This window comes from Planomonospora sp. ID67723 (assembly GCF_015711605.1).
GTDB lineage: Bacteria > Actinomycetota > Actinomycetes > Streptosporangiales > Streptosporangiaceae > Planomonospora_A.
The window spans coordinates 411,218-424,435 of record NZ_JABTEZ010000005.1 but is presented as its reverse complement, the minus strand read 5'-3'; the positions used below and the strand labels follow the sequence as shown (position 1 = coordinate 424,435).

The window sequence follows — 13,218 nt, the reverse complement described above, 5'->3', positions numbered from 1 at the left end:
GGCCCGGAGGCCGGAGGGGGGACGGCGTGAGCGAGCGGGGCACCCCCGCGGGCGCCACCGGCGGCGCCCGCCTGCTGGACCGGCACGTCGGTTTCGTGCACGCGCTGCGCGAGGCGGGACTGCCCGTCTCGCTGGCGGAGGGGCTGGACGCGGCGCGGGCGCTGGAGGTGATCGACCTGGCCGAGCGGGAGTCGCTGCGCGCCGCCTACGCGGCCACGCTGGTCAAGCGGCCCTCGCACCGGCCGGGCTTCGACACCCTCTTCGACCTGTGGTTCCCCGCCTCCACCACGGGCCTGTACGGCTCCCGCCCCGACTCCGGCCCCGGGCTCCCCGACCCGCAGGCCGCCGAGCTCCCCGAGCTGCGCGACCGGCTGGCGGAGCTGCTGGCGGGCGCCGGGGACGCCACGGGAGAGATGAACGCCTTCGCCCGCGCGATGGTCGAGCGGTTCGGCCGCCAGCCCGCCGGGCCGGGCAGGCAGAACTGGTTCTCCTTCCCGGTCATGCGGGCCCTGTCCCCCGAGACGCTCATGGCCCGCCTGCTCGCCGAGATCCTCGCCGGGCAGGAGCGCGGCGGCATGGCGGAGAAGGTCGCCCGGCAGCGGATCGACCGCAACATCAGGCGGTTCGAGGAGGCCGTCTCCACCGACGTCCGGCGGCGCATCGCCGAGGAGTCCGGGATCGAGCGGATCGCGCGCTCGGCCGTGCGTCCCCCGCTGGAGCAGCTCGACTTCCTCCGCGTCACCCGGGCCGACCTGGCCAGGCTGCGCCGGGAGGTCCACCCGCTCGCCCGCCGCCTGGCCGCCCGGCTGACCGTCAAACACCGGCTCGGCCACCGGGGCCGCCTGGACTTCCGGCGCACCGTGCGGGCCTCGCTGTCCACCGGCGGCGTCCCGCTCACCACCTATCTCAAGCCGCGCCGCCCGCACAAGCCCGAGCTGGTCGTGCTGTGCGACACCAGCGACTCGGTCGCCTCCTTCGCCCACTTCACGCTCCTGCTGACCTACGCGCTGCGCGAGCAGTTCACCAAGGTCCGCGCATTCGGCTTCGTGGACACCGTGGATGAGATCACCCGTTTCTTCGTCCCCGGCGCCGACGTGGCAGAGGCGATGACCCGGCTGACGAAGGAGGCCGACATGGTGCGGTTCGGCCGGACCAACTACGGTCACGCGTTCGAGCGGTTCGCCGAGCGGTACGGCGACGCCGTCGGCCCGAAGACCTCGCTGCTGATCCTCGGCGACGCCCGCTCCAACTACCAGCCCCCCGCGCTGGAGACGCTGAAGCGGCTGAGCCGGCAGGCCCGGCACTCCTACTGGCTCAACCCGGAGCCGGTGAACCAGTGGGACAGCGGCGACTCGGTGGCGACGGCCTACGGCTCGGTCGTGCCGATGTACGAGTGCCGGAACGTCGCCCAGCTCGCGGCCTTCATCGAAGACCTCGCCTGACCGGGCCGCGCCGGACGCGCTCAGCGCATCCGGCGCAGCACGCGTGCCGCCGTGCGGGCGAGCGCCTCCACCTGGCTGTCGTCGAGCTCCTGGTTCGGGGCGCCCAGGATCCAGGAGGCGAGGTGGCGGGGCCGCATCAGGGTCACCCCCTCGGCGGTGACCGTGCGCCGCCGGTCCGTGCCGTGCACGAGCTTGCCGCAGTGCACGGCGACCAGCGGCTCGATCACCACGGGGATCCCCGACTCCCGCCCGAGCACCTCGGCCAGCGCGCCGGCGACCCCGACGAGCGCCGCGGCCTCCTTCGAACCGTACTTCTCCCCCAGGAACAGCCGCTCGCCGTACGTGGCGATCTCCGTGTCGGGGCTCCACGACTCGTTGTCCACGATCCAGACGCCACCGGGGCCGATGACCAGGTGGTCGACCGAGGCCTGGCCGGGGACGGCCCGGCCGCCGAGGATCCGGTAGCCGCGCCTGCCGAGCCTGCGCCGCAGCCGCTTGGCGGTGATCGTCTCGCCGCGGCGCCTGCCCCGCCAGACCGCGGTGGACTCGTAGGACCACCAGGCGACGACCGCGTCGGCGACGCCGACCAGCAGCCCGAGCACGATCCCGGCCAGCACGGGGGACAGCCCGAACCGGTAACCCAGCGCGACGCCCACGGCCACGCCGGCCGCCGCCTTGAGGCCGCGCATCTTCCAGCGCTCCTTGGCCTCCTTGTGCCAGAACTGCTCGTACATCACCTGCGGCGACAACCCGTGGAGCTGGTCGGTCTGCGGCACGTAGATCGATCCGCCAGGCACAGCGAACCCCCGAGGCTCGACGATGGGAGGGAGACGAATCTGCGACGCTGGAGATCCTCAGCCATCACATACCCAATCGGGGGCTCCAGGATGGAAAAGTGACGGAAATAACACGCCTCCGTCAGGCTGAATAATCTGACCGACCAGTCGGTATGCTTGCCTCACCACACGAGGGGGGAAGCGATGGCCCAGGACCAGGAGCCGGTACGGCAGCGCCTGCTCGGCGAGGCGACCCGCCTGTTCGCCGAGCGGGGTTTCGAGAGCACCTCGGTGCAGGAGATCGTAGCCGCCGCGGGCGTCACCAAGGGCGCCATGTACCACTATTTCGACTCCAAGGACGATCTCCTCCACGAGATCTACGGCCGGGTCCTGCGCCTGCAGACCGAGCGGCTCAACCAGTTCGCCGACAGCCCGGGGCCGGTGACCGAGCGTCTGCACGGGGCCGCCGCCGACGTCGTGCGGACCACGGTCGAGAACCTCGACGACTCCAAGATCTTCTTCCGCTCGATGCACCTGCTCGCGCCCGACACCCGCAAGAGCGTCCGCGCCGAGCGCCGCATCTATCACGAGCGCTTCCGGGACCTGGTCACCGAGGGCCAGCGCGAGGGCGTCTTCCGCACCGACGTGCCCGCCGACATCGTGGTCGACTTCTTCTTCGGCTCGGTGCACCACCTCGGCACCTGGTACAGCCCGGAGGGGCCGCTCTCCGGCGCCGAGCTGGGCGCCCACTTCGCCGACCTGCTGCTCACATCGCTGCGGCCGGAGAAGGAGGCGTAGCCACCACCTTCCGGGTGACCATCCGCCCGATCAGGGCGATGAGCCTGCGCGGTCGCCGGGGCATCAGGTGGGCCAGGCCGATGTTGCCCAGCCCCGGCACCACGTAGCCGCGATCCCGGTCGAGGGCGCGCAACGTGCTGCGCACGACCCGCTCCGGGGTGTTCATCCGCGCCCCGATCGCGGCCCGGCGCGTCCCGATCACGTCGAAGAACGGGGTCTCGACCGGTCCGGGCATGACGGCGAGCACCTTCACCCCGCGCCCGCGCAGCTCGCTCCAGAGCGCCAGGCTGAAGTTGAGCACGAACGACTTGGACGCGCCGTAGGTCGCGAAGAACGGCGAGGGCTGGAAGCCGGCGACCGAGCCCACGTTCACGACCGCGCCGCGCCCCCGGGCGAGCATGCCCGGCACGAGCGCGTGCGTCAGGCCCACCAGCGAGACGACGTTGACCATCAGCTGGTCGTGCTCCCGCTCTCCGGGGATCTCCTCGAAGCGGCCGACCGTGCCGAACCCGGCGTTGTTGACCAGCAGGTCCACGCTCAGCCCGCGGGCGGCCAGCTCCTCCGCCACCGCCGAGGCCGCATCCGGCGCCGACAGGTCCTGGACGACCACCTCGGCCCGCACGCCGTGCGCGTCCCGCAACTCTCCGGCGAGCCGCTCCAGCCGGTCGGCGGAGCGGGCGACGAGCACCACGTCGTGCCCGCGCCCGGCGAGCTGGCGGGCGAACTCCATGCCGATGCCGGAGGAGGCACCGGTGACGAGGGCGGTTCCGATCATGTCAATCTCCTGTCCGTTCCTTCTGCTGCGTCTCAAAGGTAGCAGCTAATTCCTTATCTGCAACATGAATGTTGCGGTTGTCCTGCGAACGGGATCGACGGTGTAGCGTCTGGTCATGAACACGACAGGCCGCAAGCTGCGCGCGGACGCCGAACGCAGCATAAAAACGATCATGGAAGCAGCCGAACGGGTGCTCAGCGAGAATCCGGCCGCGACCATGGAGCAGATCGCCGAGGCCGCCGGGGTCGCCAGGACCACCATCCACCGGCGGTTCGCCAGCCGTGAGGCGCTGATCGACATCATGGCGGTGGCCGCGTGGAAGGAGATCGCCGAGGCGGTGGACGCCGCCCGGCCCGCCACCGCGCCTCCGCGGGTCGCGATGTACCAGGCGACCGCGAACGTGCTCCGGGTCAAGTCCGGCTGGCGGTTCGCGCTCGCCCAGCACGGCCCGCTCACCGGCGAGGCCGCCCGGATCGAGGCGGAGGTCACCGCCAAGTCCGACCTCGTCATCGGCCGCGCCCAGCAGGAGGGGGTCATCCGCCCCGACGTCGATCTGCTCTGGGCGCGCCGGGTCTACTTCGCCGTCCTGACCGAGGCCGCCCACGGATCGTTCACCGGCACGGGCCCCGACCCCGACGCCGGCATCGACGAGCTCGCCACCCGCGTCGTCGACACCGTGCTGCGCGGTCTCGGCCCCGGGAAAGACTGACGGCCCCGGGGGCATGCCCCCGGGGCCGTCAGGTCCGGCAGCCGCACGCCCGGCCGGGCGTGCGGCTCACCCCGTGATCAGACCGGGCCGGGCAGGTCCGCCAGCGCCGCCACGGCCTCGCGGTGCGCGCCCGGCGTGCCCAGCGCGATCTCCGACGCCTTGGCCCGCTTGAGATACAGGTGCACCGGGTGCTCCCACGTCATGCCGATGCCCCCGTGCAGCTGCACGCCCTCCTCGGCGACGTGCAGCGCCACCTCCGAGCACCACGAGGCGGCCACCGCGGCCGCCAGCCCGGCATCCTCCGACCCGGCCGCCAGCAGGTCGGCGGCGTTGCGGGCCGCGGCGCGGGCGCGCACCACGTCCAGCCAGAGGTCGGCCATCCGATGCTTGATCGCCTGGAAGGAGCCGACCGGGCGGGCGAACTGGTGACGCTCCTTGATGTAGGCCAGCGTCGTGTCCAGGCACCACTGCCCCACCCCGAGCTGCTCGGAAGCGAGCAGCCCGGCCCCGAACGAGAGCACCCGCTCCCTCTCGAAGTGGCCGATCACCTTTCCGGGGGCGCCGTCGAAGCCCACCGTCGCGATCGGCCGGGTCAGGTCCAGTGAGGGCACGACCTCGACGCGGGCGTGCTCGGCCGCCACCCGGTAGAGCGCCGAACCGACCGGCACGAGCAGCACGTCGGCGATCTCCGCGCCCGCCACCGCGCGCACCTCGCCGCTCAGCGTGCCGTCCGCGCCGACAGCGACCGTCTCCGGCAGCGGCCGGTACGGCGAGGCGGCCAGCGGGACCACCAGCGCCGCCGTGACGTCACCGGCGGCGAGCTCCTGGAGCAGGTCTTCCTCCCCGGCCACCAACAGCGCCTTCGTGGCCAGCACCGCACTGGTCAGGAAGGGCACCGGCGCGACCGCGCGCCCCAGCTCCTCCAGCACCACCGCGGCCTCGCGCGCCGTCGCCCCCGCCCCGCCGTACTCCTCCGGCACGAGCAGCCCCGCCACCCCGATCTGGTGGGCCAGCGTCTTCCACAGCTCCAGGTCGTACGGCGCGGCCGACTCGGCCCGCTTCAGCACGGCGTCCGGCGCGCACCGGTCGGCGAGCAGGTCCCGCACGGAGGCCCGGAGCTCCTCCTCCACCTCGGTATAAAGCAGTGTCATCGGTCGCTCACCGCATCCTCATTCGCTGCGCGCGGCACTCGTCCCTCGCGCCCCACTCCGCTCACTGCGTCGCGTTCGCTCCGCGTCATCGGTCGCTCACCGCATCCTCATTCGCTGCGCGCGGCACTCGTCCCTCGCGCCCCACTCCGCTCACTGCGTCGCGTTCGCTGCATGTCATCGCGGCAGGTCCTTCCAGGGCACGTCCTTGTCGACGCGGGGCTCGGACGGCAGGCCGAGCACGCGCTCGGCGACGATGTTGCGCAGGATCTCCGAGGTGCCGCCCTCGATCGAGTTCCCCTTGGCCCGCAGGTAGCGGTATCCGGCACCGCGGCCGAAGAAGTCCACGCTGTCGGAGCGGCGGAACGACCAGTCGTCGTACTCCAGCCCCTCCTCACCGCGCAGTTCCACGTCCAGCCCGGACAGCGCCTGGTTGAGCGAGGCGAAGGAGAGCTTCATGCCCGACCCCTCCGGTCCCGGCTGCCCGGCCGAGAGCTGCTCGCGCAGGCGCTGGCCGGCCAGCCGGGTCACCTCCGACTCCACCCAGAGCCGCAGCAGCCGCTGGTGCAGGTCGTGGGTGCGCAGTTCGGGCCGGGAACGCCAGGTCTCCGTCACCAGCCCGACCATGCCGCCGCCGCGCCGTACCGGGGCCCCGCCGATGGCGACCCGCTCGTTCATCAGCGTCATCTGCGCGACCCGCCAGCCGTCGCCGACCTCGCCGAGCCGCAGGTCGTCACCGAGCCGCACCCCGGTCAGGAAGACCTCGTTGAACTCGGCCTCACCGGTGATCTGCCGCAGCGGCCGGACCTCGACACCCGGCGCGTGCATGTCGCACACGAAGTAGGTCAGCCCGCGGTGCTTGGGCACGTCCACGTCGGTCCTGGCCACCAGGATCGCCCACCGGGCGTGGTGGGCGCCGGAAGTCCACACCTTCTGCCCGTCCACGACCCACTCGTCGCCGTCGCGGACCGCCCGGGTGGCGAGAGTCGCCAGGTCGGAGCCGGCGCCGGGCTCGCTGAAGAGCTGGCACCAGATCTCCTCGCCCGTCCAGAGCGGGCGCAGGAAGCGCTTCTTCTGCTCCTCGGTGCCGAACGCCAGGATCGTCGGGGCCGCCATGCCCAGACCGATCCCCTGGACCCCGGTGTCGAGCTGCGGCGTCCCGGCGAGCTCGCGCTCGACGACCTGCTGCAGCTCGCGGGGCGCCCCGAGGCCGCCCAGCCCTTCGGGGAAGTGCACCCACGCCAGCCCGGCGTCGAAGCGGGCCCGCAGGAACGCCTGCCGGTCGCCCGGATCGTGTGAGGCCAGGAACTCCCTGGCCAGGGACGCGACGTCGTCGCCCGTCATGAACGCTCCCCCATGTGCTTCTTGAGCTCGCGGTAGGCCAGGGAACGCTTGTGGACCTCGTCCGGGCCGTCGGCCAGGCGCAGCGACCTGGCCCCGGCCCACAGGCCCGCCAGCGGGAAGTCCTGGCTGACGCCCCCGGCGCCGTGCGCCTGGATCGCCTTGTCGAGGATCCACTCCACCTCCCGGGGAGTGGCGATCTTGATGGCCTGGATCTCGGTGTGGGCGCCGCGGTTGCCGACGGTGTCCATCAGCCAGGCGGTCTTCAGCACCAGCAGCCGGAGCTGCTCGATCTTCACCCGGGACTCGGCGATCCAGTCCTGGACGACGCCCTGCTGGGCGATCGGCTTGCCGAACGTGCTCCGGGCCAGGGTCCGGGTGCACATCAGCTCGACGGCCCGCTCGGCCATCCCGATCAGCCGCATGCAGTGGTGGATGCGGCCGGGGCCCAGGCGGGCCTGGGCGATCGCGAAGCCGCCGCCCTCCTCGCCGATCAGGTTCTCCGCCGGCACCCGGGCGTCGGTGAAGACGATCTCCGCGTGGCCGCCGTGGTCGCCGTCGGTGTAGCCGAACACGTGCATGCCGCGCCGTACGTCCACGCCCGGGGTGTCCCGCGGCACCAGGACCATCGACTGCTGCCGGTGCGAGGCCGCCTCCGGGTCGGTCTTGCCCATCACGATGAAGATCGCGCAGTTCGGGTTCATCGCTCCGGAGGCGAACCACTTGCGCCCGTTGATCACGTACTCGCCGCCGTCGCGCACGATCGACAGCGAGATGTTCGTCGCGTCGGAGGAGGCGACGTCCGGCTCGGTCATCGCGAACGCCGAGCGGATCTCCCCGCGCAGCAGCGGCTCCAGCCACTCCTTGCGCTGCCACTCGTTGCCGAACTGGGCCAGGACCTCCATGTTCCCGGTGTCCGGGGCGGCGCAGTTGGTCGCGGCGGGAGCGATCCTGGGCGAGCGGCCCATGATCTCGGCAAGCGGGGCGTACTGCAGGTTGGTCAGCCCCGCGCCGTGCTCGCCCGGCAGGAAGAGGTTCCACAGGCCGCGCCTGCGCGCCTCGTCCTTGAGGTCCTCCATCAGGGGCGGACTGGCCCAGCCGCTCTCGGCCGCCTGGGCCTCGAAGGCCTCCTCCGCCGGATACACGCACTCATCCATGAAGCCGAGCAGCCGCTCCCGCAGCTCCTCGGTCCTGGCATCGAACCCGAAATCCATGGGCCCTCCTCACGTCTCCCCCGGAGCGTACCGACCGGACGGTATGTCTGTCGACAGCGGTACGGTTCCCGGACCCCCGCGGTGCAGTGGTCCCGCGCCCGCAGCGGGGACGGCGTGCCGCCGGAACCGGGGAGCGGCGCCCGGCTGGTCGCCGGAAACAGGGCACAAGTGGCCCTGCCCCGCGGCCCACCGCCACCCTAACCTCGTCCCATGACCGCGAACATGCCCTCTCCCACCACCTTCGAAGGCGACACCGTACGGCTGGAGCCTCTGACCCCCGGCCACCTGCCCGACCTGTTCCTGGCCGGGGGCGGCGACGAGGAGGTGTGGCGCTGGCTCGGCGTCCCGGTGCCGGAGACCGAGGCCGCGCTGGCCTCGATCGCGCACCACCTGATCGAGGACGACCGGCACGTCCCGTTCGCGGTGGTCCTCAGGCGGACCGGGCGGGCGGTCGGCTGGACGACCTACATCGACGTACCCGGCTTCGACGACAGCGTCGAGATCGGCTGGACCTGGTACGGCAGGGCCGTCTGGCGCACCGCCGTGAACACCGAGTGCAAGATCCTGCTGATCGACCACGCCATCGGCGCGCTCGGCTTCAACCGGGTCCAGTTGAAGACCGACCACCTCAACACCCGCTCCCAGGCGGCCATCCGGCGCATCGGCTGCACCTACGAGGGCACCCTGCGCCGCCACCGCCGCCGCCCCGACGGCACCTGGCGCGACACGGTCTACTTCAGCGTCCTGGACGAGGAGTGGCCGGCCCACCGCGCCCGGCTGGCCGCCCGCCTCGCCGAGGGGACGGTCCCGATGTCCGTCTGACGCGCCCGCCCCGGGATCGCGGTCCCCCGGTCACCGGACGCCGGGGCCGCGCTCCCGTCCGCCCCCGGCCCCCGGGAGCATCCCGCTCAGCAGTTCCCGCACACCGCAGCGGAGGTCGTCGAGGGTCGGCTCGGCGCCGGCCCCGACGATGGCGTCGAACATCACGCCCTCGCTGAAGGCCACCATCTGGAGGCCGTGCCGTACCGGGTCGGCGGAGCCCGCGGCGGCGAGGACCTCGACCACCGGCTCCCGGAACCTCACGCCCGCCCGGTCGTAGATCACCCGGAGTTCGGGCCGCCGGGTGGCCTCCAGCGCCAGCTCGTAGCGGGCGATCGTACGGCGGCGGCCGACGGTGAGCTGCGCCCACAGGCTCTGCACCGTCAGCTCCACCAGCGCCTCCAGCCCCGGCCCCCCGGCGCCCCCAGGCCCGCCGTCGCCCGTGCCGCCGTACTCGGCCAGGGTGGACGAGAACTGCTCCGCCTCCAGCCGGGTGAGCCTGTCGAGGGCCAGCTCCAGCAGCGCCGCACGGGTGCGCGCAAGGTTGGACGTCGAGCCGGGCGGCAGGCCCGCCGCCTCGTCGACCGCCCGGTGGGTCAGGCCGCGCATGCCGCGCTCGACCAGCAGCGTGATGGCGGCGTCGGCCACCAGCTCCGCGCGTTGGGACTTCATCCCCGGATACTACATTTGTAGTCTAACTACAGGCGTAGTAGCCTTCACTACATTCGTAGTGAGGAGAAGGTCATGGCGGACGCAGTGGTGGTAGGAGCGGGGATCGGCGGGCTGACCGCGGCGGTCGCGCTGCAACGGCGCGGCTGGAGGGTGACGGTGCTGGAGCGGGCGGCGTCGCTGGAACCGGTCGGCTCCGGGCTGGCCGTCGCGGCCAACGCGCTCAAGGCCCTGGACACGATCGGCGTGGGCGACGAGATCCGCGCGCTCTCGGCGGTCCAGGGAGACGGCGGCGTGCGGAGCGCGAGCGGGAGGTGGCTGGCGAAGACCAGCGCGGAGGCCATGGCCGCCCGGCACGGCGACTCGGTGGTCCTGCTGCGCCGGGCCGACCTGGTCGACGCCCTCGTCGCGCGGCTGGCGCCCGGCACGATCCGGCTGAACACCACGGTGACGGGCGTGGACCCGGAGACCGGCGCGGTCTTCCTCGCCCCGGGCGAGGAGCCGGGCGGCCCGGCGAACAGGACGGCGGAAGGCGGCACCGGCGGCGCGGCCGCCCCGTTGGAGGCCGACCTGGTGGTCGCCGCCGACGGAATCCACTCCCCGGTCAGGGCCGCGCTCTTCCCGGGCCACCCCGGGCCTCGCTACTCCGGGACCACGAGCTGGCGGGTGCTCATCGCCGCCGAGGGCGTCCCCGGCCAGGCGTCCGAGAGCTGGGGGGCGGGCAAGGTCTTCGGGATCATGCCGCTGGCCGGGGGCCTGACCTACTGCTACGCCACCGACACCGTCCCGGCCGGCGGCGGGGGCGGCGACCAGCTGGCGGAGCTGCGCCGCCTGTTCGGCGCCTGGCACGCCCCGATCCCGGCGCTGCTCGCCGCGGCCTCACAGGAGAACGTGCTGCGCAACGACGTCTACTCTCTGGAGACCCCGCTGCCCGCGATGCACCGCGGCAGGGTCGCCCTGCTGGGCGACGCGGCCCACGCCATGACCCCCAACCTCGGCCAGGGCGCCTGCCAGGCGATCGAGGATGCGGTGGTGCTCGCCCACGCCGCCGGGACGGGCGAAGGTCCGGCGGGCGACGTCGCCGCCCGGCTTCCGGGCTACACCGCCGCCCGCCTGGAGCGGACCGCGAAGATCGTCGCCCGTTCCGCCTCGATCTGCCGGGCCACGAAGATCAGCAGTCCCCTGGCCGTACGGCTGCGCGACGCGTCGATGGCGCTCGCCTCGCGGCTCGCTCCCGCCCGGATGGCCGGCGCGGCGGATGAGATCTTCGGCTGGAGCCCTCCGGCGGCGTGACCCCCTCGGGGCTACGGCGCGACGGAGACGGGCGCCGGGGGCGCCGGGGCGGGGCGGGCGCCGTGATCGGGGGCGAGCCGCCCGAGCGTGAGGGTGCCCCAGACCATGAGCGCGCCGGCGAGGAGCGCGGGGATCACGTTCGACCAGCCGGAGGGCACGGCCTCGTCGAGCAGGAGCGCGCCGGCGAGGATGGAGGTGATCGGGTCGAACACCTGGACCCCGGCGTAGGCGATGCCGAAGTAGCCCACCTCGTAGGACTTCTGCAGCAGCACGACGGCGCAGATCAGCAGCACGGGGACCGCCAGGGTGAACCAGCTCAGCAGCTTGGCCCAGTCACCGCCGAAGTTGCCGCCCACCACCCGGACGAACGTGGACACGCTGGCTGTCACCGCGCCCGCGCCGACCGAGAGCAGCAGCGCCTTCGCCGGGCCCGCCGCCTTCCGCCCGGCCAGATGCGCCAGCAGCACGACCAGGCCGACGCAGCCGAGGAAGCCGAACGCCTCCCGGCCCGTCATGTGCGGCGTGACCGCGTGCACGGGGACCAGCAGCAGCAGGCCGAGCAGGCCCACGGCCACCGCGACCGACCCGATGATCTCCGCCCGGTGCGGCCTCCTGCCGTGCAGCATCGCCGCGAGCGGCACCGCGAACACCAGCGTGGCCACGCTGACCGGCTGCACCGCGACCAGCGGCGCGAAACTCAGCGCCACCGCGTGCAGGGAGGCGCCGGTGAACCCGATGACGCCGCCCAGCCACCAGCGGGGCCGTCTCATCAGCTTGAGCGAGGCGCCCTCGGAGACCGCCTCGAACTGCTGGAGCGCGGCGCCCAGGGCGTAGCCGAGGGCGCCGACGAGAGCGATCGATATACCGACCCAGGTCATCGCCACCCGCCAGGGGGAGCCATACATGGGGAGAAAAGCGATACTCGGGTCATCCATCCAGCTTAGGGTGCCGCACGGGCTGATAACGGCCTCTCCGGGATCGGGCAGCCGTTTTCCCTGCGCGAACCGCGTCCGATTTCGGCTCCGCCCAGGCCGGACCGTGTTCACCGGACGCTTCTCACGTGGGGGAACGGCTCCTCCCGCCGCCGCGGGAGGCGCGGGCTCGCCGGGCCGGATAAGCGGTGGATCAGGAAACGGGCGCTCCGCTACGGTCGGCGCATGACGCCGTTCATCGTGTCCCCTCCGCCCGCCCGCTAGCGGGCGGCATCTCTCCTGTGTGACCGGGTCCGGGTGGCCCGGTGGGTGGTCGCTGCCCGCATACGCGCGGACATCGACGACCACTTTCTCTGGAGAGATCTCCATGACGCACGTCTCCGTACGGCGGGGCCTGCTGTACGTCTCCATCGCGGCGACCGCCTGGGGCACCGGCGGCGCCGCCGGCGCTCTGCTCCACCGGGCCGGCGGGCTCGGTCCCGTCGCGGCCTCGTTCTGGCGGTTCGCCGCCGGAGCGGCCGTCCTCCTGCTCGCCCTGCGCCTCCTGGGCTCCGGCCGCGGCCTCGGCCTCGGGCGGCTGTCCGGGCCCGGGCGCGTCGCGGTCACAGGTGCGGCGATGGCCGTCTACCAGACGGCCTACTTCGCGGCGATCGCCGAGTCCGGCCTGGCCGTGGCCACCCTGGTCACGATCGGCGCCACTCCCGTGCTCGTCGCCGCCGGGGCGTTCGCGCTCCTGCGCGAGCGGCTGGGCGCGGGCGGCCTGGGCTGCCTCGGGCTCGCCCTGGCCGGGCTGTCCGCGCTGACCCTCGGCGACGGCCCGGAGGGCTTCTCCCCGGCCGGCACCGGGTGGGCGCTGCTCTCCGCGGCCGGCTACGCGGGTGTGACGCTGCTCAACCGGGCCGCGTCCGCCGAGCCGTACGCCACCGCCCTGGGCGGCTTCGCCGTCGGCGGGCTCTGCCTGCTCCCCCTGGCCCTGGCCCAGGGCCTGGTCCCCACCGGCGACCTGCTCGCCTCCTGGGCGCTCATCGCCTACGTCGGCGCCGTCCCGACGGCCCTGGCCTACGGCCTGTTCTTCGCCGGGCTCGCCGGAGTGCGGGCCACGACCGCCTCGGTGATCACCCTCGTGGAACCGGTCGGCGCGACGCTCCTCGGCGTGCTCCTGCTCGGCGAGCGGCTGACCCCGCTCGCCGCGGCCGGCTCCGTCCTCCTGCTCGGCTCCGTCGCCCTGCTCACCCTCAGCGAGGGGAAGGAGGTCACGAAGCGGCCCTGACCCGCAGGAACAGGCCACAGGACGATCGGCGG

General features: G+C 73.2%; 13 protein-coding genes. 6 read left to right on the top strand and 7 right to left on the bottom strand.

The window, feature by feature from the left end:
- Positions 1-26: 26 nt before the first annotated feature.
- Positions 27-1,442, top strand: a complete 1,416-nt coding sequence (locus HS041_RS32780) for a vWA domain-containing protein (RefSeq protein WP_307845556.1) — start codon at positions 27-29, stop codon at positions 1,440-1,442.
- Positions 1,443-1,462: 20 nt separating this feature from the next.
- On the opposite strand, the gene HS041_RS32775 is transcribed toward HS041_RS32780, so the two are convergent.
- Positions 1,463-2,239 carry an NERD domain-containing protein gene (locus HS041_RS32775; protein WP_196444726.1) on the bottom strand — a complete coding sequence of 259 codons (777 nt, stop codon included), beginning with the start codon at positions 2,237-2,239 and terminating at the stop codon, positions 1,463-1,465.
- A gap of 183 nt (positions 2,240-2,422) precedes the next feature.
- Here HS041_RS32775 and HS041_RS32770 point away from each other — a divergent pair, with 183 nt between their 5' ends.
- Positions 2,423-3,016 carry a TetR/AcrR family transcriptional regulator gene (locus tag HS041_RS32770; RefSeq protein ID WP_196444725.1) on the top strand — a complete coding sequence of 198 codons (594 nt, stop codon included), beginning with the start codon at positions 2,423-2,425 and terminating at the stop codon, positions 3,014-3,016.
- Here HS041_RS32770 and HS041_RS32765 read toward each other — a convergent pair.
- Positions 2,985-3,791, bottom strand: a complete 807-nt coding sequence (locus HS041_RS32765) for an SDR family NAD(P)-dependent oxidoreductase (RefSeq protein WP_196444724.1) — start codon at positions 3,789-3,791, stop codon at positions 2,985-2,987. The genes HS041_RS32770 and HS041_RS32765 overlap by 32 nt on opposite strands.
- A gap of 115 nt (positions 3,792-3,906) precedes the next feature.
- Here HS041_RS32765 and HS041_RS32760 point away from each other — a divergent pair, with 115 nt between their 5' ends.
- Positions 3,907-4,500, top strand: a complete 594-nt coding sequence (locus HS041_RS32760) for a TetR/AcrR family transcriptional regulator (RefSeq protein ID WP_196444723.1) — start codon at positions 3,907-3,909, stop codon at positions 4,498-4,500.
- A gap of 77 nt (positions 4,501-4,577) precedes the next feature.
- On the opposite strand, the gene HS041_RS32755 is transcribed toward HS041_RS32760, so the two are convergent.
- The 3 genes from HS041_RS32755 to HS041_RS32745 all read right to left on the bottom strand — a co-directional run bounded on the left by HS041_RS32755 (position 4,578) and on the right by HS041_RS32745 (position 8,203).
- On the bottom strand, positions 4,578-5,651 hold the full coding sequence (locus HS041_RS32755; RefSeq protein ID WP_196444722.1) for an acyl-CoA dehydrogenase family protein: 1,074 nt from the start codon (positions 5,649-5,651) through the stop codon (positions 4,578-4,580).
- A gap of 174 nt (positions 5,652-5,825) precedes the next feature.
- Positions 5,826-6,992 carry an acyl-CoA dehydrogenase family protein gene (locus HS041_RS32750; protein WP_196444721.1) on the bottom strand — a complete coding sequence of 389 codons (1,167 nt, stop codon included), beginning with the start codon at positions 6,990-6,992 and terminating at the stop codon, positions 5,826-5,828.
- Positions 6,989-8,203 carry an acyl-CoA dehydrogenase family protein gene (locus HS041_RS32745; protein ID WP_196444720.1) on the bottom strand — a complete coding sequence of 405 codons (1,215 nt, stop codon included), beginning with the start codon at positions 8,201-8,203 and terminating at the stop codon, positions 6,989-6,991. Before HS041_RS32745 ends, HS041_RS32750 begins: the two co-directional genes overlap by 4 nt.
- Before the next feature lie 210 nt (positions 8,204-8,413).
- Between HS041_RS32745 and HS041_RS32740 the strand changes: the two genes are divergently transcribed.
- Positions 8,414-9,025, top strand: a complete 612-nt coding sequence (locus HS041_RS32740) for a GNAT family N-acetyltransferase (protein WP_196444719.1) — start codon at positions 8,414-8,416, stop codon at positions 9,023-9,025.
- A 30-nt stretch (positions 9,026-9,055) separates the two neighbouring features.
- Here the strand turns inward: HS041_RS32740 and HS041_RS32735 are convergent, their stop codons facing one another.
- On the bottom strand, positions 9,056-9,694 hold the full coding sequence (locus HS041_RS32735) for a TetR/AcrR family transcriptional regulator (RefSeq protein ID WP_196444718.1): 639 nt from the start codon (positions 9,692-9,694) through the stop codon (positions 9,056-9,058).
- 72 nt (positions 9,695-9,766) lie between these two features.
- Here HS041_RS32735 and HS041_RS32730 point away from each other — a divergent pair, with 72 nt between their 5' ends.
- Positions 9,767-10,984 (top strand): FAD-dependent oxidoreductase, encoded by a 1,218-nt coding sequence (locus HS041_RS32730; protein WP_196444717.1) that lies wholly within the window; start codon positions 9,767-9,769, stop codon positions 10,982-10,984.
- A gap of 11 nt (positions 10,985-10,995) precedes the next feature.
- Here HS041_RS32730 and HS041_RS32725 read toward each other — a convergent pair whose 3' ends face one another.
- On the bottom strand, positions 10,996-11,919 hold the full coding sequence (locus tag HS041_RS32725; RefSeq protein ID WP_230880064.1) for a DMT family transporter: 924 nt from the start codon (positions 11,917-11,919) through the stop codon (positions 10,996-10,998).
- A gap of 364 nt (positions 11,920-12,283) precedes the next feature.
- Here HS041_RS32725 and HS041_RS32720 point away from each other — a divergent pair, with 364 nt between their 5' ends.
- Positions 12,284-13,186, top strand: coding sequence for a DMT family transporter (locus tag HS041_RS32720; protein WP_196444716.1), 903 nt, complete (start codon positions 12,284-12,286; stop codon positions 13,184-13,186).
- Positions 13,187-13,218: the final 32 nt, after the last annotated feature.